This window comes from Methylotuvimicrobium buryatense, from assembly GCF_005931095.1.
Classification (GTDB): Bacteria; Pseudomonadota; Gammaproteobacteria; order Methylococcales; family Methylomonadaceae; genus Methylotuvimicrobium; species Methylotuvimicrobium buryatense.
Window position 1 is genome coordinate 4,231,886 of sequence record NZ_CP035467.1, and the last position, 19,750, is coordinate 4,251,635.

The window sequence follows — 19,750 nt, forward strand, 5'->3', positions numbered from 1 at the left end:
GTCCCGTTAAACTTCCGCCGGCAAAACCGTTTCCACCAAGCTAACCCAATAGGCGGCTCCCATCGGTAAAATTGCATCGTTAAAATCGTAATGCGGATTATGCAATAAACAACTGCCTTCCGAGGGGCCATTACCGATCCATACATAACACCCAGGCACCTGCTGCAGCATAAAAGCAAAGTCCTCCGAGCCCATGCTCGGTACCGGGCACAAATCGACTCCTTCGCTTCCCGCTACCTTTGCTGCCGCCAGCAATGCCAATTCGGTCGCATTCGGCGCGTTGACCAACACCGGATACCCCGGATTCTCGGGATTGAACGCAATCGACCCGCTAACGCCCAATCCCGCACAAATTCCTTCGACCGTCTTTCTAATCTTATCGACAATCAATTCCTGCACCGCTGGTGTAAAGCATCGAAACGTACCGCGCAACACGACCGACTCGGGTAAGGCATTCCAAGTATCACCCCCATGAATCTGCGTAATGCTGACTACCGCCGAATTGAGCGGGTCGACCGTACGGCTAACAATGGTTTGTAAAGCACCGATCACTTGCGCCGCGGCGACAATAGCATCGTTGCCTAAATGCGGCATTGCGGCATGTGTGGCACGCCCTGTGACAACAATCTCGAAACAATCGAACGAAGCCATCATCGGGCCGGATTTGACGGCAAATTGTCCTTCCGGAATATCGTGATAATTATGCATACCGAACACGAAATCGACTGGAAACAACTTAAACAAACCGTCATCGATCATCCGTTTCGCACCGGCCCTGCCTTCTTCGGCCGGTTGAAAAATAAAATATACGGTTCCATCGAATTGAGGATGCCGACTTAAATATCCTGCCGCACCGAGTAGCATCGCACTATGACCATCGTGCCCGCATGCATGCATTTTTCCATCATGCTTCGAACGATGCGCAAACGTATTTTGCTCTTGAATAAACAACGCATCCATGTCCGCTCTTAGCGCAATTTTTCGAGAGCTCGTGCCAGCTTCCAAACTCGCCACAACACCGGTTTCCCCCAATCCTTCATGCACATCAAGCCCGAACTCCCTTAATCTTGCGGCAATAAAACGCGCCGTTTCGTTTTCCTCGAATGCGGTTTCAGGAAATTGATGCAAATGCCGCCGCCACTGCCGCATCGGCTCATGCCATTCCGATAATTTTTTTTCTGTCGTCATAGCCATTCGAAAAACATAATAAAAATAGATATTGTTTTCTATTTGTTCTTTGTATACTATTTTTCAAAACAGATAGAGAACAAACTATGCATCCTTTCAACTTAACCCGTAAACAACAAGAAGTGTTTGATTTTTTACTCGATCAACAAGACTTTACACATCCACCGACACTCGACGAATTATGCGCCGCTATCGGACTAAAATCGAGAGGCTCGCTGCACAAACATATTCAAGGACTCATTAGTGCCGGCCTAGTTGAAGCTCCTAACCGTAAACAACGAGGCATCCGTTTAACAGCCCACGCCTTGGCACTGAAAGAACCTTCGGCTAACGATCAACGCAATACGCTACCGTTAGTCGGCGCAATCGCCGCCGGCAAACCGATCGAAGCCATTGAAAATATCAACTACATGCACGTCCCAGATCAACTAAAATCCGAAAAGCCTTGCTATATCTTACAGGTTAAAGGCGAATCGATGATCGACGAGGGCATTTTCGACGGCGACTGGGTCGTCATCGAACAACGCAGCCACGCCCTTAACGGCGAAATCGTCGTAGCATTGATCGACAAGATGGAAGTCACGCTCAAAATCATCGAACAGTACCCGCATGAAACGGTACTGATTTCGGCGAATCCGGGTTTAAAACCAATGCGCTATAAACCTCATCAAGTTGAAATTCAAGGCGTATTGATCGGGCAAATGCGCAGTTATCGGCACAAAAACCCATCCCGCCACTTAACCGGAGAAAAATCATGACCCCACGTTATCACATGCAGGATCAAGTCCATGACCGTATCAAAGATCTGATGGGCGAAAACCAAACCTTCCCATGGAACGAAGGCCGGCTACCGAATATCGTCGCACCGGCCATTATCGTATTATTTTTACTCCTGGGCTTGAATTGGTAAACATGACTGTACACTTACCTCACTTCAAATTTCGGCATTAGCGTATGGAGGTACCGGGGTGTTCGGTCGATTTTTGCTCCTCGGCAATTGCTCCTGCATTGCCCTACTACACGCCATCCTTGGCGTAATGCAAAATCTGCATTCACACCATCCTTGGCGCTTAGCTGCCGCCAAGCCCCCATGGATGGGTTTACGGCGTTCCTCGACAGGCATACCCCATACCCTAAAATCGGCGAAACTGCTCAAACTAGGAATTGCTGCTGTTTTCTTGAGAGTAGCGCGTTAATGCATAGCATGTTATAAATTAACGCGCGGTTATAAACAGGTAAACCGGCGCCAAAAAACAACGGCTAACCCTAGAATAAGCATTGGGTCCACTAAAATATACCCATCGTAGATCAAAATTCGGCACCGGGGTGCCATCAAAGGACGCCGTGAATACGTCCATGTAGGCTCTATGCCAGCTCCATGCTGGCAAAGCCTTCGTCGGACACCCCGGCGCCTCCTTAGGCAATGCCGAAATTTCAAGTGCGAAAGGTATAGCTAATAAACACAATTATTCGACGAAATAACACATTGGTTGTTGATCAATGAATGAGGAGAAGTCAAACCGCACCTCTAGAGAGTCATTAGTTTTGTGTCTACCATGCTTTCCGTGCACAATGCCCTGATTTCAAGTAATACGCAGAACATTCATCCTATTTGGCCATCACCTTTTCTAGAAAATTAAAATCACTATGATCAAACATATCCACATGCTTTTTGTCGCGCTCTCCATCATCAGCTTTACCGGGCGCATATTCTTGTCGGAAACCCACTCTGCATTACTGTCGCAAAAATGGTTAAAAATTGCCCCGCATGTCATCGATACGGTGCTGCTAATTAGCGGAATTTCATTGGTTTTTATCGGCGGCTGGCTTTCGGCCGATTTCGGCTGGATCCTTGCCAAAATCGTGGCATTGCTTGGTTATATCGGCCTAGGTATCGTGGCGATGCGCAGTCAAGGCAATCAACGCTGGCTGGCATTTGCGGGCGCCTTACTGTGCTTTATTTATATTGCGCTCGTGGCAGTCAACAAACAAGCATTTTTCTTTCTGTAATTCTAAACCCTAACCGGGGCAATATCCTTGCCCCTAACCAAGCACTTTCGCTTTAAAAGATAGCCGCGGCGATCACGGTAAAAACCTGACTACTCATTCGCCAATACCGAAATTGACTCGTTCAAAAAAGCTTCAAATTCATCGATCGCCACTGGCTTTGAAAACAAATAGCCTTGAAAAACCCGACACCCCAGATTTTGTAAAAATGTTAGCTGTTCATGGTTTTCAACACCTTCCGCGATGGTACTTAACCCAAGACCATCGGCCATCGAAATAATGGCTTTAACAATCGCTCGGCTTTTACTATCGGCAATACAGTCCCGGACAAAAGACTGGTCAACCTTCAGCGTATCCAATGGGAAGTTTCTGAGATAGCTCAAATTGGAATAACCGGTACCGAAATCATCGATTGATATTCGAACCCCGATATTCCGCAACTGGGCCAGCGTTTTGATCGATTCGTAAGAATGGTGCATCAAGCATCCCTCGGTTAATTCCAATTCCAACATCGACAAATCCTGAAGCCCACTAGACAAAATAATATGCCGTAAACGTTGCGCGAAGTCTTTTTTAGCAAATTGACGCGGCGAAACATTCACAGCCAAATAGCTGCAGGTTTTATTGAAAGGCGCCTGAGTTTCCTCCCAGTGCCTGAGCCGCTCGCAGGCTGTCGCCAACACCCAATCACCAATATCATGTATCAACCCGGTTTCCTCTGCCAATGGGATAAAATCCATCGGTGAAACCCATCCTAATTGGTCGTTGTTCCAACGAATCAAACACTCGGCGCCGATGACCGATTTCAGACTGATGTCGACTTGCGGTTGATAATGAAGCTCGAACTCGGCGTTTTCGATCGCTTTCTTCAACAGCGTTTCCAATGTAAAGCGTTGCCGCTCTCTTTCCGCCATACTGGGGTGAAATAATTTAAAGCGATTACGGCCTTTTTCCTTCGCGACATACATCGCGGTATCGGCATGCTTGATTAGGTCGTTACCGGTTGCGGCATCGTGCGGATAAAACGCGATACCGATACTTCCCGTCACCGTCAATTCATGATGCGCCAAATGGATTGGGAACGCCAATACCTTACGCACCTGCTCTGCTACCTGGGCCGTATGCAGTTCGGCAACGGACTTATCACCTCCCAAGTTGGTCAACAAAACAATAAATTCATCGCCGCCTTGTCTGGCCACGGTATCGGCTTCTCTGAACATGTCTTTTAGCCTTTCGGCAATCGTCATCAATAACTGATCGCCGACCGAATGCCCCAATGTATCGTTGATATTTTTAAAGCGATCCAAATCGATGAACAATAATGCCACGCTGTCATCCGTTCGTTCGGACTGAGCCAAGGCTATCCGCAGTCGATCGCTCAATAAGGTTCTATTTGCGAGCCCCGTCAAATCGTCAAAATAGGCTAACTTGCGGATTTCTTGTTCCTGTGCCTTTTGGTTGGAAATATCGGCAAATACAGCAATGTATTGGGCGACGTTCCCTTGAGCATCGGCAATAGCGGTGATACTCAACCACTCCGGATAAATCTCACCATTTTTACGCCGATTCCATATCTCGCCTTGCCACTTCCCGGTTTTTTGCAAGCCATTCCATAACGAGCGATAAAACAGCTTATCTTGCTTTCCGGATTTAAGAATGCCGATATTTTTGCCAAGCACATCCTTCGCCGCATATCCGGTAATCGCTTCAAAAGCGCTATTGACTCGCAACAGCACGCCACGAGCATCGGTAATTGCAATACCGTCCAACGTATTCGCGAATACGGAGGCGGTTAGCCGAACTTCCAACTCCGACCGTATGCGTACCAACAAGTGAGTCAATTTTTCCGCAATACTTTTAAAAATACGGGCTCCGGCGCCATTATCAGTCGCCGGCGTATAGAGTAAAACGCCCAATAACCGGTCCGCTTCGATCAATGACAATGCTTGCCACGGCGGAAAGCCGTTACCGGCAACTAATGATTGCGTCGACAACCCCTCGATTCGCTCAGGATAATGCGTTAATCCGGGATCGGTTTGACCAACGAACTTCAATCCTTCATCATTCATTAGATAAAGCGCACAGGAACGGCTGAACGACTGAACTAAAGGCTCCGGCGCAATCAAATTTAGGGTTTGCCTTGCCATTTCTTCGAGCGAATCGAACGTTCCGCACTTCAATGCCATCAACGATGACAACAAGGCCTGCAAGCGAATGTCGTTATATTGATCGCTAAGCGCTTGTGCGGCGCGCAACATATAACGAACATGGTGGATCAGCACCGGCCAATTGATCGGTTTCGTAATAAAATCGCTGGCTCCAGCCTGATATGCCTCTTCAATCGACCGAGTGTCGTCGGAGCCCGTCAAGATCAGAATCGGGACATGCTGCCCTTGGGGTAATGCTCTGATTATCCGGCAAACTTCGATGCCGTCGATTCCGGGCATATTGATATCGAGCAAAATAATATCGGGATGAACTTGCTCATAAACAACCAGGCCGCGCTCTCCGCTTTCCGCCGATTCAACGGTAAACCCATGGGGTGCCAATGCCTCGCTAACCAAGATCCGAATCGCGGGATCGTCATCGATGATTAACAAAAGCGGTTGTTCGGCTGTTCGGTCTGTTGGCGACATAGTAGCGTTCACGATAAAGAATCGAGTTGCGCGCGCAAGGCATCGGCGACGCAATCGAATTCATTTTCAATAGTGGTTATTAAATCCGATAGATCTTGCCACTGTGCATCGATCGCCTGGATCTCTAAACGTTTACAAACTGCGGATAAGGTATCGGCACCGAGATTGGCGCTAGACGATTTTAAGCTGTGCGCGGCTTTTCTCACGACATCCCTATTCTCTTGCGCGTAAGCCTGCTTGATTGTTCGAATTTGTTCCGGCGATGTCTCTAAATAAATCGTTATGATTTTCGCTAAAATAGCGGTCGAACCACCGGGATCTAAGTCTCGAATTCTGGCGAGTGCATCCATATCCAACACCGAATGATCGGAACTTTCAATTGATCTTATTGAAACGCTTTGAACTTTATGCGGCAACCAATGCTTCAGCTTATCGATTAAGTCTTCGACGATAAAAGGCTTACTCAAAAAATCGTCCATACCAACTGTCGCGCAACGCTCCCGATCGCCGGAAATTGTTGCAGCCGTCAACGCAATGATGGGCGTTTTAATTCGCTGCTGTTCGCATTCGAGCGCACGAATTTTTTCGGTGGCCGTATAACCATCCATGACCGGCATCTGGCAATCCATCAAGATCAAATCGAAATCATGCTCGGTAAATTGCTCGACGGCTTCGGCACCATCGGCGCAAAGAGTCGTGCGGCATTCGAGGCCTGCAAGAATGGCCTTCGCGAGCTCTTGATTAACAAGGTTATCTTCAACCACTAAAATAGCCGCTTCCGGAAGTTTAACTAAATCGCATCGAGAAGAATTCTCACCAGCCCCGGGACAATTATCCGTGGCAAGAACGGAAGGCTTGATGCATTTTTGCAAATCGAGTAGATGATAGGGTTGATTCAAATAGGCATCCGCCTGTTCGGACAACTCCGCATTACCCCACAGCACTGTCCGTAACCCGGTTAATCCTGACGTCTTGCCGATTTCCGTCAACAAGGCGCCGAGTCCCGACAAACAATCATCAATCACAATCGTATCGAACGCCTCCGCGTTATCGGCAGCCTCGCGCATCTTCGCTAATGCCTCATACGTTGTTGCCGAAGTTACCGCGCCCCCCGACCATGCCTGTATCTGTCTCGCCATAATATCAACCTGTGCACCCGGCTGAGCCGCAATTAAAACCTTGCAACCTTGCAAAGACATCGCAGGCTCACTGTGCATCGGCGCCGGCTTCTCCAGCGACAACTCCACGGTAAATTGCGATCCCACACCCGGTTCGCTGCTGCAATCGATAGAGCCTCCCATTAATTCGACCAATTGCCGAGTAATACTCAAACCTAGTCCGGAACCGCCGTATAAGCGGCTCGACGACTCATCGGCCTGAGTGAAGGGCTCGAAAATGAATTTGAGCTTGTCCGGCTCGATGCCGATACCGGTATCTTGGATTTCGATGCGATAGCGAACCGACAAAGCATTTTCATCCAGCACCCGCACCCTAATAATCACTTGGCCTCGATGCGTGAATTTAAGTGCGTTACCGACCAAATTCACCAAAACTTGATGCAAATGCGCCTGATCGCCGCAGACCCATGTCGATAATCCCGGCATCACGTCGAAACACAAATCGACATTTTTAGCCGCCGCTTGCGCCGAAAATAAATCGGCGATTTGATTCAAGGTGACATAAAGATCGAAATTATCCGAATGTAAATCAAATTTACCGGCTTCGATCTTTGAAAAATCCAGAATATCGTTGATTAACGATAATAACGACTGCGATGAATTGGCGATCAATTGCACATAATGCCGCTCTTGTTTATTCAAGCTTTCTTTCAGCAATAATTCGCTAAAGCCGATGATCGCATTCATCGGCGTCCTGATTTCATGGCTCATGTTGGCCAAAAATTGCGATTTAGCCCGATTTGCGGCTTGCGCTTCTTCGGCCAGCATGACGGCTTTATCGGTAGCGACTTCCAAATCTTTGGTGCGCTGCCGAACCTTTTCACGCAAATCTTCACGCTGAGCCATGATGCGGGAACGGTAAATGCTCAATCTTCTGAGCATCTTATTGAACGCTTCGGTCAACTCATTAATTTCCCTGCCGCCCTTGATTTTTAACTGCTGATCGAAGTGCCCGTTGGAAATATCGATCGCCGCATCGGCCAAACGCCGGGCGGGCAAAGTAATTTTCCTCGTCATCCTGACCGTCAACAAAATCGCGACTATCGAAATCGCCAAGCTCACCAATAGCGCATTAACGATCGCGATTCCTGCCGTCCGAAAAAAAGGCCCCAATAACAAACCGTATTCAATGCGCCCGATATATTCGGGCGTTTGAGAGCTATCGTTCAATTCCAGCAACATGGAATCGTCGGGCGCCTGACTGTAGCCATAAATCTCTTTGCCGAATGCCAAGCTTGCATAACGGCTTCTATGCATCAATAACGTCAACAACCGGGGTCGCGCTTGCTCAATTGGGGGCATAGGCTCATAATCGCCGGAGATAGTGCTATGCCGATACATCAGCTGGTTATCGGCATCGTAAAAACGGATATAAGCGATCTCGCCTATTTGATCCAGTTTACGTGCAATCTCATGCAATTCGCGGACATTACGGGTATAGAGCGCATATTCGCTGTTGATCGCAATCATTTCAACCAAAACCCGGGCATGGGTCAGCAGACGGCTGTAATTATCGGCAATAGACTGATAGGCATTGACGCCCGTAATAATCAGCGACGTACTGAGAATCAGCAAAATCACGAACGCATTGAACTCCTGAGTCAGGCTCCTTTGCGACTTTACGTTAAAAAACTTCATGGGCATCTTGAATCAAACTTTCCGGCAATTCCAACTTCATATGCCGTAGCGTTTTCATATTGATCGAGTAAAACACTTTCCGGGGCGGCTCCACCGGAATTTGTTCGGGAGGAATGCCGTTCAAAATTTTCACGATTTTTTCGCCGCACTGAACTCCAATATCGAAATAGTCTCGATCGAGCGAATAAAGCGCCCCTGCCTTGGTCCACTGATTCGACAAACCGACCAAAGGAATTCGGTTTCGAAACGAATAAAGCAACACATGCTTGGCGGTTTGCGCATTTAAAATACCGGATTCGGCGAAACTCCATAACGCTCCGGTATTCTGCGGCAAACGTTTCAATACGGACGGCAAATCCGAGTGATCGTTGACGGCTTGCGCATGAAGCCTGAGCCCGATTTGCTCGGCAAGTTGCTGAGCCCTACCTAATTCGGCACCGCTTTTTTCTTCATGATACAACACGGCAATCGACTTATCGGAACCGATAAACATCTTGAGCCATTGCAGTTCGATTTCCAACGGAAACTTCAGCACTAACCCAGTGACATTCTCGCTATCGCCCAAGGCTTTTTCGTCAACGATCAGCCCCGCGCATATGGGCAATTCGCTAAACTCAGATACGGCAAATGCAGTCGCCTGACTACCCAGCGATAAAACGGCTCGGGACCGACTGGCCGAAACGGCTGCTTTAATCGGGGCATTATTGCTGGCGTCTTTATAAACATGCACATCGAGCTCAATACGGAACCCGCTGACCGAAAAAGCTTGTCGAACACCCTCTAGAACCTCCTGATAAGGTTCCGCATCCCGACTCAAAATCGCGGTAATCGTAATACTCTGCGTATCGGCGAGACACTGGGGCACGCAAATCAGCAGGCTTGACAACCAGCAGCCGATTACGATCAATCGGCTCATCGGTTAAAACTCATAATTGAACTTAACCAAAAACAAACGCCCGTTTTGTTCGATGGTTTCGGCGCGCAAGTCGGTCGTAGAAGGATCGTGATAACGACTATCGAAGAGATTATAAATACTGCCGCTCAGCTCCAGCCCCGGAATCAAATTGCTGGAAAAAACGGTCATATTAGCCAGAAAATAGCCGGGCACGTTTGATGAAAATGTGTTGCGCCGGCTGGTATAACTCAAGTTAAAACCGGCAAAGACAAGATCTTGCCACAAAGGACCGGTAATATTGAGTTTGGTTAGGTGTTCGGGCGAGTTTTCGGGTTTTCTGGGGTCGCCCTGTACCTTCGATTGCTGGTAGGCATAACTGAAAGCCGCGCGCCAACCGTTTTCCCACTGCCCTTGCAGCTCGGTTTCGATGCCGTAAGTTTCGATCGAATTGACGTTTTTATAAATATAAGGATTCTCAACCGTCCCGCCTCCGGTCAAGCGAATCATATCGAATTCCTGGTTGAAATAAGGCGCGAGCGTAAGCAGATAATTGCGTTGAATACGCTGAATGAGATTCACTTCATAAGAGCGCATCGTCTCAGGCTCTAAATCCGAACTCCCGACCCAAATATTGCCGAAACGGTAATTTTCCTCGAAAGCGCTCGGCACGCGAAACGACTGGCCGTATAACAGCTTTAAGGTCGTATCGGTAAACGGTTGGTAAATGAGCGCAGCCCGGGGATTTACTGCATCGGCGATACCTTCATAACGGTCATACCGCACGCCGGCATTCAAGGTGAGATTATCTAAAATACGGTAATCGTCCTGAATATAAACACCCCAAATCGTGCGTTTGATAGCCACATCCGCAAATTGTTCGCCGGATCCCCGCTCGAAACTGCGCATCGCCTGCTGAAAATTATACCGGTATTCGCCGCCGACAATGACGTGATGGTCGCCGAATGATTTCGACAATTTCAGCTCGTTACCCCATAACTGACCGCGAAACACGTCGCGGCTTAAATCGTCCGGCACGAAGGCATAATAACCGTCGAAAGCATTGAAGTCGTAATAGGTACGCGCCATGACTTCGAGACCGTTATCGAAATAATGTTCGTAGAGCAAATCGGCATAAGCGCGATCGTCATCCAGACTATTACGGGAGTCGTTGAAAATCGTGTCGACAATCGGCACCGGCGGCCGCTTGCTGCGGCTGACGTAAGCGCCGCTCAAGGTAAAATCGCCCATCGTGTATTTGGCAAAACCGCGCTCGGAACGGTCCTTATCCACATCGCGAGCGGTCCCGAGACCGGCCACGGACAAATTATCCTCGCCCTCGCTCTGAAAATGCGAACCGGACAAATAGAGCTCCGATCCGTTGTCGAAGCGTTGCCCGTAAGTGAATTTCCCCTTATAGGTCTCCTGACTGCCGAATACACCGGTCACGGACGGACCTTCAAGATCGCGGCCGCGCTTGGTAATGATATTGAGTATGCCGAGAAAAGCATTGCTGCCATAGAGAGAAGATGCCGGCCCGCGAACCAGCTCGACGCGACTGATATCGTCGACATCGACCATGAACTCGGATCCGATCGCGCTAAAATCGACCAGGTTGTCGTTGCTGCGATGACCGTCGATCAATACCAAAACACGGGTATTGTAATCGCCGCTCCGATTGAAACCGCGAATACCGATACGCTGATAAATCCGATCATTGCTGGTATACATGCCGCGCATGCTGCCGACAATATCGCCTAGATTGCGATAACCGAATTTTTTGATATCCTCTGATGTCACGATACTGACAGACGAAGGCGCCTGCGTGACCGGCTGCTCGTATCGCGATGCGCTATAGACCGAAGGAATGTCTTCAAACAATATTTTTTCGTCGAGCGCTGCCGTAAAATCTTCGGCAACAACACGAAATGTCAGCACCAGATTCAGCAAAAAAGACCTGGCAAATACTTTCGGGATTATCAACAGGATTGCTCCACCATTCGACTCGATTGCTCGTGCAACCAAACGGAATACCGGAACGCAACGATGCAGGCCGGTTATTATACTTTAGAAATAAGCGAACAGACATTGTCTTAAACGCGAAACCAAGCCGCAGCTCGATGCTTGATTATATCTTTCGCACTTCAAATTTCGGCAGTGCACGAGGAGGCGCAGGGGTGTCCGGCTTTGCCTGCCCCTAGCAGGCATAAGTATCTACACATCTTTATCTTTTAAAATCATGCTGTTATAAAGTTTCTTCTGGTTTTTTATGAAGATAGGGACTAAAAATTGGATTTTTTAGGCTACTTTTTTATCCTAGATTACAGAAAAATCAACTTAACCAATTGTTTTATAAAGCTGAAAACTTGTGTAGATACCTATGCCCTAGCAGGACGGGGTTTGCAACCCCGTCCTAAACATTTCGACTTTGGCCGAAGTAAGCCGAAATGTTTAGGTCAAACCGAAACGTTGGGGACGGGTTAAATAACCTGTCCCGCAAAAATGTATTCACGGCGTCCTTTGGCGGACACCCCGGCGCCGAATTTTGATCTACGACGGGTATATCGCCCCCGACAGTCCTAACCAGGGGAATTGCCGATACCTTACATCAACGGCAAAATCTGATCCAAAACCTTGCCGTTCGTGACCAAAATCTGTTTCGGAAAAATACCGGGATTACCCTTGAAGTCGGTCACGGTTGCGCCCGCTTCCTTCGCGATCAATGCCCCCGCCGCCACATCATAAAGGTTCAATTCTTGCTCCCAGAACGCATCGACCTGAGCATCCGCAACCAAACACAAATCCAGCGCCGCCGAGCCCAGTCGACGCTGCCCGGCCGTCACTTGCGCTATCCGGCAAAAGCGCGCCAAGTTATTGTCTGTCAAATAACTTCGCAAACACGCAAAACCCGTGCTGACCATCGCATCGGCCAAGTTGGTTTCCGAAGACACATGAATACGCTCGCCATTCTTGTATGCGCCTTGCCCTTTTTGCGCCCAATAATAATCGTCGAACGCCGGCGCATAGACCGCGCCGAATTCCATTTCACCCTCAATTTCGAGCGCCACGCTGAGCGACCAAAAATACTGGCCTTTCGAAAACGAATGCGTTCCGTCGATCGGATCGACAACCCAGCGACTGCTTTGGTTTTCGGTCTTACCGCTTTCCTCGCCCCAAAAACCGAATTGCGGATAGCGCCCGGTCAACTCCTTCTTCAAAAACGCTTCGACCGCGACATCGGCTTCGGTAACGAAATCGCGGGGCGCTTTTTTAGTAATTTCTATATGCTTCAAAGCTTTGAAATAATCCAATGCAATGACGCCGGCTTCGCGGATAACCCGCTCAAGATCGCTTGTAGAAATAGACATTATCGGCCTTAGAAATGAATTAAAGCCGTTTATTGTAAAGCATCGGCGGCAAGGCGGCCTATCTCAGTATGATGCAGAATTTTTTCAAAAGGTTGTAAAACCTGCCTAGGCCCTTGCATAAATACATACACCGGAGTCGAGGTGTGCGTGCCGGTGGCCCAGACCGCGTGCTGATGTTCGGCAACTTCTCGCGCAAGCAGATTTTGACGATTGCCTGCCGGATAAGCAAAAAACGCGCTGTTAAAGCCCATCATAGGCACGCGCTTCAAACTCAATGATTTGTGGTTTGGCCGGTAATAGCGGTTTTTTTCAGTCGCCAAAATACGCTCGGCTTGTCTTTCATCGATTTTGAATTCGGTATAAAGATTAACCATCTCGACCAACCTAGCCGGCGTCTGTTGCGCCTTCGGCAAGGACTCGAAGCGCTTGAACAGCTCATAGTAACTCAACTGCTGCGCATACAGCCTGTCCAACACTTCAGGATTGCCGTAGTTGAAGGACGGTTGAAACTGTCTGTCTTCTTGAAAATACGCGCCAGGAAGCGAGCGGGGCTCGGGTAAATCGGCCGCCGAATAACTAAAGCCGAAGCCGCCGGTTTCATGATCGGCCGTGACGATCAATAAGGTATCGTCTCGCCCCTGCATCCAGTCAAGCACTGCTTCGAGCGTTTCATTCATCCGAAGCATTTCGTGCAATAAGGTGCCGGTATCGTTGCCGTGCGAAGCCCAATCGATCTGCCCGGCCTCGATCATCAGAAAAAAACCTTGTTCGTTTTTCGACAAGATGTCCAGCGCCTGCCGCGACATTTCCTTCAATGTCGGAACGGTGCGTGCCGGGTCTTGTTTGGCTAGGGTCTCGGCAATGCCATTCGGTAATTCGGACGCGGCAAACAACCCTAAGGTTTTGTCTCGGGCTTGCTGCAATTGCGATTTATCGAAAACCAACTCATAGCCCTGTTGCCGTGCTTGTGCCAACAGATTTTTTCGATCGTTCCGTTTCGAAGCGATCGAGTCGGCCCGGCCCAGTAATTGCGCTGCCGATCGGTAATCTTGCGATTGTTTGTCGTTGACGGTTTCGGGCAACCAATAACTCCATCCCGCCGACAACATCACATCCGGACCGATTGCCAGCAAATCTTCGGCAATTTCATTTTCGAGACTTCGATGTGTCTGATGCGCGGCAAATGCCGCCGGCGTCGCATGCGTGATGCGCGTATCGGATACCAGCCCTGTAGCCTTACCGATACGCTTGGCTTTTTCGACAATCGTTTCGCGGCGGTTGCCGTCTTTATCCAATCCGAGCATTTCCGAACCGGCAAAATATCCGGTCGCCAATTGAGACGCCGAAGCTGCGGAATCGGTGACTAACGTGCCGGCCGCGTGCGTCGTCGAAATAGTTATTTTGGAATCGCCTTGTTCAATCATGCGGTCGAAAGCGGTTTTGCGCGATTCGATCACACTGCTTGGCGCTTGCCTAGCATAAGACAATAACAACCCGACCTGCTGCGGCCCCATGCCGTCGCCGATCACTAAAATGACATTGTTAATACGAGCATCTTCCGAATGCGCCAGGTCAACACCGGCACATCCTGATAATGCTAGGTTCAATAACCCCAGCAAACAGATCGCAATGTAAATTTTTTTCATATCAAATGCCGGCATCCGAATAAGCTTTAGTCAATATGTTGTTGTGCATGATTGTTATGCCCTTTGCTCGTCAAATTTCGGCGTCGTGGTGCCCGTCAAAGGACGCCGTGAATACGTCCATGTAGACTCTATGACAGCATCCATGCTGCCAAAGCCTTTGCCGAACACCCTGGCGCCTCCATACGCTAATGCCGAAATTTGAAGTGCGATAGGTATAGATTCAGCACGAGCTCACAAGCTCGAACCGTTCCGATGAATCAACGCTTATGAGTCTAACAAGAAACGGACGCCAAACACCGAATTATCGATTATGATAATGTTATCGATACTATAAATTCGCCGATCGGTAAAGCTCATGGAAACCGCCATGTCAAAAATTCTCTCAGAAATAGACCCGCAGCAATTGCCGGCTATTCCTAAAGTCTTATTGAATCTGATCGAAGCCTTTCAAAATCAAGATACCGGGTTCGAGGATTTGACTCGAATCATCTCGCAAGACGCCGGGCTCAGTTCGAAAATATTGTCCGCGGCAAATTCGCCTTTCTATCAGCAATTCGGAGAATTAAAAAACTTAAATCGTGTGTTGATTATCCTAGGTCTCGAGCCGTTAAAGACCATCACAATGACCAGCGTGGCTCAACAATTTTTTAACCAAATCTCGCCGTCTCAACAGAATTATCTCGAAGTCATTTGGTTCAGGTCCTTAGCATGCGCTCATTTTGCAAGACGTTTGGCGAAACTCATCGGTTTTGAGTCGCCCGACCAGGCTTACTTGACCGGCCTACTGCATCGCATCGGACAACTAGCTCTTTTGCAATGCTTCCCTAAAGAATACGGCACATTGCTAAACGATCATTCCGAAGACCTCCCCGAATCGTTCGAAAAAAAAACACTGGGGATATCCCATCCCGAAATCGGCGCTTATATCATTGACACCTGGAATATTCCCGGTTTCCTCGCCGACGCCGTTTTGTATCAAAACAGTGCTTCATCCGCAATTCTCGATAGCCCCGCCTTGGTCAAACTGATCAACTTGGCAGCGCGATTAAGCCGATTCGACAGACAAAACAGCGCCGTTGTTTATGCCCAAGCCCATGCGCTATTCGGTCTCGGACAAGCGATTCTCGACGAAATAGCGATCGATGTAAAAAAACAGGTCGAACAAACCGCAGGAAGCCTTGGAATTGCCGTTGCGAAGCCTGAAGACGGCACGACGATCATCAGAGCAAAACTCGAAGAACGTAACGCGATTCAGAAGCGTCTCGGCAAGCACGCCAAGGACTTGGCTTTCCTCGGCGCCATTGCACGCAACAACGATTTATCCGAGCAATTCGATAAAATCCTATCGGTGCTACTTCGAAACTTGAATATATTATTCGGGTTACGTTCGACAGCCGTGTTTCTAGTAAATCCCGAAAAGCCCATCCTCGAAGGTTATCCATTACCCGAGCAAAACAACGCCAACCTATTATCGAATTTGTCGATCGAACTCAAACCTAATCGCAGTCTGGTCGCGAATGCGTTATTGAACCAACGCTTGCTAGATTCTTATCAAACCACCCTGCCCGATCCCATTCCGGTTATCGACCGGCAAATTTGCCGGTTGCTCGAAAGCGAAGGCATGATCGCGATTCCTCTTAGCGCGAATAATCGACATTGGGGAGTCATCGTTGCTGGATTGGCGCCGACCGACCTACTCCAAATCAAGGCTAAACGGGGTTTGATCTCGTTATTTGCCGGCGAAGCAACCCGTATCCTCTCTAATCATCGTGTAGCAGGCGAGCGCATCAGAGAAAACATCGACACGATGCAATCGGACTTTCAATTACAGGTAAAAAAAATAATTCATGAAGCCAACAATCCGCTGAGCATCATCAATAACTACCTTTATTTGCTCAACCTTAAACTCGGTAGCGACAGCCCGCAAGAAATCGGGCTCATTCAAGAGGAAATCAACCGGGTCGGCGAGATCATCCTGCGCCTTTCCGACACGTCGACACAAGAGAGTGCCGGCGGCGATTCCGGCCCGATCGATATCAACCAAACCCTAAGCGATTTGATCGCGCTTTTCGAGGGCGGACTCTTCGCCCCTCGTCGAATAGAGGCCTGCTTGAAACTCGATGATCGGCTCCCGAAAATCGCCATCAGCAAATCCAAGCTGAAACAGATCCTAACTAATTTAATCAAAAACGCCGCCGAAGCATTGCCTGACGGCGGTCATGTCACGATATCAACCCGCGACCGCGTTTATTTAGGCAATCACTGTTACGTGGAAATTCAAATCCACGATGACGGTCCAGGTTTACCCGATACGATCAGCGAACAGCTATTCCGACCGGTTACCAGCACGAAAGGCGAAGGCCACTCCGGACTCGGGCTCACTATTGTCAAAAACCTGGTCGACGAACTAGCCGGCACTATCGGCTGCAACTCGACGCCGGACGAAGGAACGACCTTTCAAATTTTTTTACCCAGAACACTATAACCCTGCCTATAATTAAAACTTAGGATCACGGTATTAATCATGGGCGCCATAGCTAGCTTACATTCTAATTCAGACATCGAGATACTGATTATTGATGATGAACCCAAGGCACGCGCAAGTTTACACGATATTCTCAAATTGTCCGGCTATCGCGTCGCTATGGCGGAAAACGTCGAATCGGCCATCGAATTGATCAACGAGCAAAATTTTCCTTTGATTTTGCTCGACCTGAATATGCCTGTTCTGAACGGTCATCATTTTTTGGACTATTTAGCCCATCACGATATCGACACGCAAGTCCTGATCATCAGCGGCGAAGCGACTTTCGCCCAGGCCGCACGCTCATTGCGTTTTAACTTTGTCCATGAATTCATTAAAAAACCCTATGCGGTCGAAGCCTTGCTGCATTCGGTTAAAATTGCCTCCGAAAAAATCCGCCTGAAAGAAATCAATAATAAAGTTCAGGCGCAATTATCGAAATCCGAACAATTACACCGCTTTTTCGTCGACAGTTCGCCCGACATCATTTACATGCTGAACGAGCGAGGCGAATTCGTGTTTCTGAACAATGCCATCGCTACCATCCTAGGCTACGATAAGAGCGAAATTATCGGAAAACATTATTCCTCGTTGGTTTACCAAGCCGATCTCAACAAAGCGAAATACGCTTTTAATGAACGCAGGACCGGCGATCGCTCCACCAAGGCCATCGAACTTCGTTTACGGTGTAAAAACAGCGATCAGCCGAAATATGTCGAAACCAATTCCATTACAATCGTACTGAGTTCCAAAGGCGTTTATAAGAAGAAAAAAGAAAATAAGGAATTTGTCGGCACCTATGGCGTCATCCGCGATATCAACGACCGCAAACTATCCGAAAACACCTTGCGCAAACTCAATTTAGCGGTCGAAAACAGTCCTAATTTGATCTATATCACCGACAGTAAAGGCACGATCGAATATGCCAATCCGAAAATTTTTGAAATCTCCGGTTACACCGCCGAAGAAATCATCGGCAAAACACCGCATATTTTTAGTTCCGGAGAAACACCGCCGCACGAATATCAAGAGCTTTGGAGCACCATCTCCTCCGGCAAAATTTGGCGCGGCATTCTCAAAAACCGAAAAAAAACCGGGCAACTGTATTGGGCCCAACAATCGATCGCACCGATGCTGGATTCGGACAACCGGGTAACGAATTATGTTGCTATTCAAGAGGACGTGACCGAAACGCTCGCTCAGCGCGATATGATTACCTATCAAGCGACTCACGACCCATTGACCGACTTGATTAACCGCACCGAGTTCGACCGCCGTTTGAAACGGATTATCAGCACAGCTAAAACCAATGGCTCCGGACATGTTTTGTGCTATCTGGATCTCGATAACTTCAAAATCGTCAACGACACCTGCAGTCATACGGCTGGCGACGAATTGCTTCGCCAAATCAGCCGACAATTATCGACATTGATCCGCAATCGCGATTCCCTGGCCCGACTCGGCGGCGATGAATTCGCGATACTAATGGAGCACTGTACGCTGGAACAAGCCCAAGCAACAGCCGAACGCATTCGGCAACACATCGAACGCTACCAATTCCGCTGGGAAGACAAAAGCTTCCGAATCGGCGTCAGTATCGGCATGGTCATGATCAATGCCGAAAACGGCGGTTTCGATGAATTATTAAAACGCGCCGACATCGCTTGCTATATAGCCAAGCAAGACGGCCGAAATCGCTCCCATGTCTTCACCGAATCCGACCAGGCTTGCATTGATTACCGCAACGAAGCCGCGTGGCCCGAAAAAATCGAACAAGCCTTGTCGCATAACCGCTTCCGACTTTATCGGCAGCGAATCGTCGCACTGAAAAGCATCGAAGGGGATCATTACGAAGTGCTGTTGCGCCTGCATGAAGACTCCGGCAAAATTATTGCGCCAAACGCATTTTTACCGGCGGCGGAACGCTATCAATTGGCCGCTTCAATCGATCGATGGGTTATTCAAAAAGTGTTCAACTGGATGCTTGAACATCCCGATCGGTTAAGTTCACTAACGATGTGCTCGATTAACCTTTCCACAGCAGGCTTGAATGACAAAGGACTAATCGAATTTATTATCGACCGATTCAAGCAAACTGCGCTTCCTGCCGAAAAATTCTGTTTCGAAATCACCGAAACGGCAACCATCGCCAATTTGACTGCCGCAACACAATTCATTACTTCGCTCAAGGAACTCGGCTGCCGATTTTCGCTGGATAATTTCGGTAGCGGCCTGTCTTCGTTTGCTTATCTTAAAAATCTTCCGGTCGACTTTCTCAAAATCGACGGTGTTTTCGTCCGCGATATCGAAACCGATTCGGTGGCGCTAGCGATGGTCAGGTCGATTAACGATATCGCCCATGTCATGAATAAAAAAACCATCGCCAAATTCGTCGAAAACGATTCGGTAATGAAAATCCTTTTGGATTTGGGCATCGATTATGTTCAAGGTTACGGCAGCGACGAGCCTTCACTTTTGAAATAAATCAGCAATTCCCAGTTTGAGAAATTTCTTCGTGTTCAGGGTGCGGGGTATGCCGTCGAGGAACGCCGTAAACCCATCCATGGGGGCTTGGCGGCGGCTCCCTGCCGCCGACATCCTAGCCAAGCACACTCCGCACCCTTTTTTATTCTCAAATTGGGAATTGCTGGAAATAAGTCGGCCATGCCTTTC

Annotated in this window: 12 protein-coding genes; 5 read left to right on the forward strand and 7 right to left on the reverse strand. The window is 48.6% G+C overall.

The window, feature by feature from the left end; all coding sequences use genetic code 11:
* Window positions 1–6: 6 nt before the first annotated feature.
* Complete coding sequence (locus EQU24_RS18950; RefSeq protein WP_017842060.1) at window positions 7–1,188, reverse strand: M20 aminoacylase family protein; 1,182 nt, start codon at window positions 1,186–1,188, stop codon at window positions 7–9.
* 86 nt (window positions 1,189–1,274) lie between these two features.
* Here EQU24_RS18950 and lexA point away from each other — a divergent pair, with 86 nt between their 5' ends.
* The 3 genes from lexA to EQU24_RS18965 all read left to right on the forward strand — a co-directional run bounded on the left by lexA (window position 1,275) and on the right by EQU24_RS18965 (window position 3,198).
* Entirely contained in the window at window positions 1,275–1,946 is a 672-nt protein-coding gene (gene lexA, locus EQU24_RS18955; RefSeq protein WP_017842059.1) for a transcriptional repressor LexA, read from the forward strand.
* A complete protein-coding gene (locus EQU24_RS22570; RefSeq protein WP_014149976.1) occupies window positions 1,943–2,098 on the forward strand; it encodes a hypothetical protein in 156 nt (51 codons plus the stop codon). The genes lexA and EQU24_RS22570 overlap by 4 nt, the downstream gene beginning before the upstream one ends.
* 737 nt (window positions 2,099–2,835) lie before the next feature.
* A complete protein-coding gene (locus EQU24_RS18965) occupies window positions 2,836–3,198 on the forward strand; it encodes a SirB2 family protein (protein WP_017842058.1) in 363 nt (120 codons plus the stop codon).
* Between the two features lie 89 nt (window positions 3,199–3,287).
* Here EQU24_RS18965 and EQU24_RS18970 read toward each other — a convergent pair whose 3' ends face one another.
* From EQU24_RS18970 to EQU24_RS19000, 6 genes are all read right to left on the reverse strand, one after another.
* Window positions 3,288–5,843 (reverse strand): two-component system response regulator, encoded by a 2,556-nt coding sequence (locus EQU24_RS18970; RefSeq protein ID WP_138767226.1) that lies wholly within the window; start codon window positions 5,841–5,843, stop codon window positions 3,288–3,290.
* The gene (locus EQU24_RS18975; RefSeq protein ID WP_017842056.1) at window positions 5,840–8,647 is read right to left on the reverse strand and encodes an ATP-binding protein; all 2,808 of its coding nucleotides are present in this window, start codon (window positions 8,645–8,647) and stop codon (window positions 5,840–5,842) included. Before EQU24_RS18975 ends, EQU24_RS18970 begins: the two co-directional genes overlap by 4 nt.
* Window positions 8,634–9,563 carry an ABC transporter substrate-binding protein gene (locus EQU24_RS18980; protein WP_014149980.1) on the reverse strand — a complete coding sequence of 310 codons (930 nt, stop codon included), beginning with the start codon at window positions 9,561–9,563 and terminating at the stop codon, window positions 8,634–8,636. Before EQU24_RS18980 ends, EQU24_RS18975 begins: the two co-directional genes overlap by 14 nt.
* 3 nt (window positions 9,564–9,566) lie before the next feature.
* Window positions 9,567–11,522: a TonB-dependent receptor plug domain-containing protein gene (locus EQU24_RS18985; RefSeq protein ID WP_017842055.1), complete on the reverse strand. Its 1,956-nt coding sequence runs from the start codon at window positions 11,520–11,522 to the stop codon at window positions 9,567–9,569.
* Between the two features lie 620 nt (window positions 11,523–12,142).
* Window positions 12,143–12,907, reverse strand: coding sequence for an inositol monophosphatase family protein (locus EQU24_RS18995; protein ID WP_017842054.1), 765 nt, complete (start codon window positions 12,905–12,907; stop codon window positions 12,143–12,145).
* Between the two features lie 29 nt (window positions 12,908–12,936).
* Window positions 12,937–14,553, reverse strand: coding sequence for an alkaline phosphatase (locus EQU24_RS19000; protein ID WP_040575867.1), 1,617 nt, complete (start codon window positions 14,551–14,553; stop codon window positions 12,937–12,939).
* A 367-nt stretch (window positions 14,554–14,920) separates the two neighbouring features.
* Here EQU24_RS19000 and EQU24_RS19005 point away from each other — a divergent pair, with 367 nt between their 5' ends.
* Window positions 14,921–17,038: an HDOD domain-containing protein gene (locus EQU24_RS19005; protein WP_175421706.1), complete on the forward strand. Its 2,118-nt coding sequence runs from the start codon at window positions 14,921–14,923 to the stop codon at window positions 17,036–17,038.
* 39 nt (window positions 17,039–17,077) lie between these two features.
* The gene (locus EQU24_RS19010; RefSeq protein ID WP_017842050.1) at window positions 17,078–19,561 is read left to right on the forward strand and encodes an EAL domain-containing protein; all 2,484 of its coding nucleotides are present in this window, start codon (window positions 17,078–17,080) and stop codon (window positions 19,559–19,561) included.
* The last annotated feature ends 189 nt before the right edge of the window (window positions 19,562–19,750 follow it).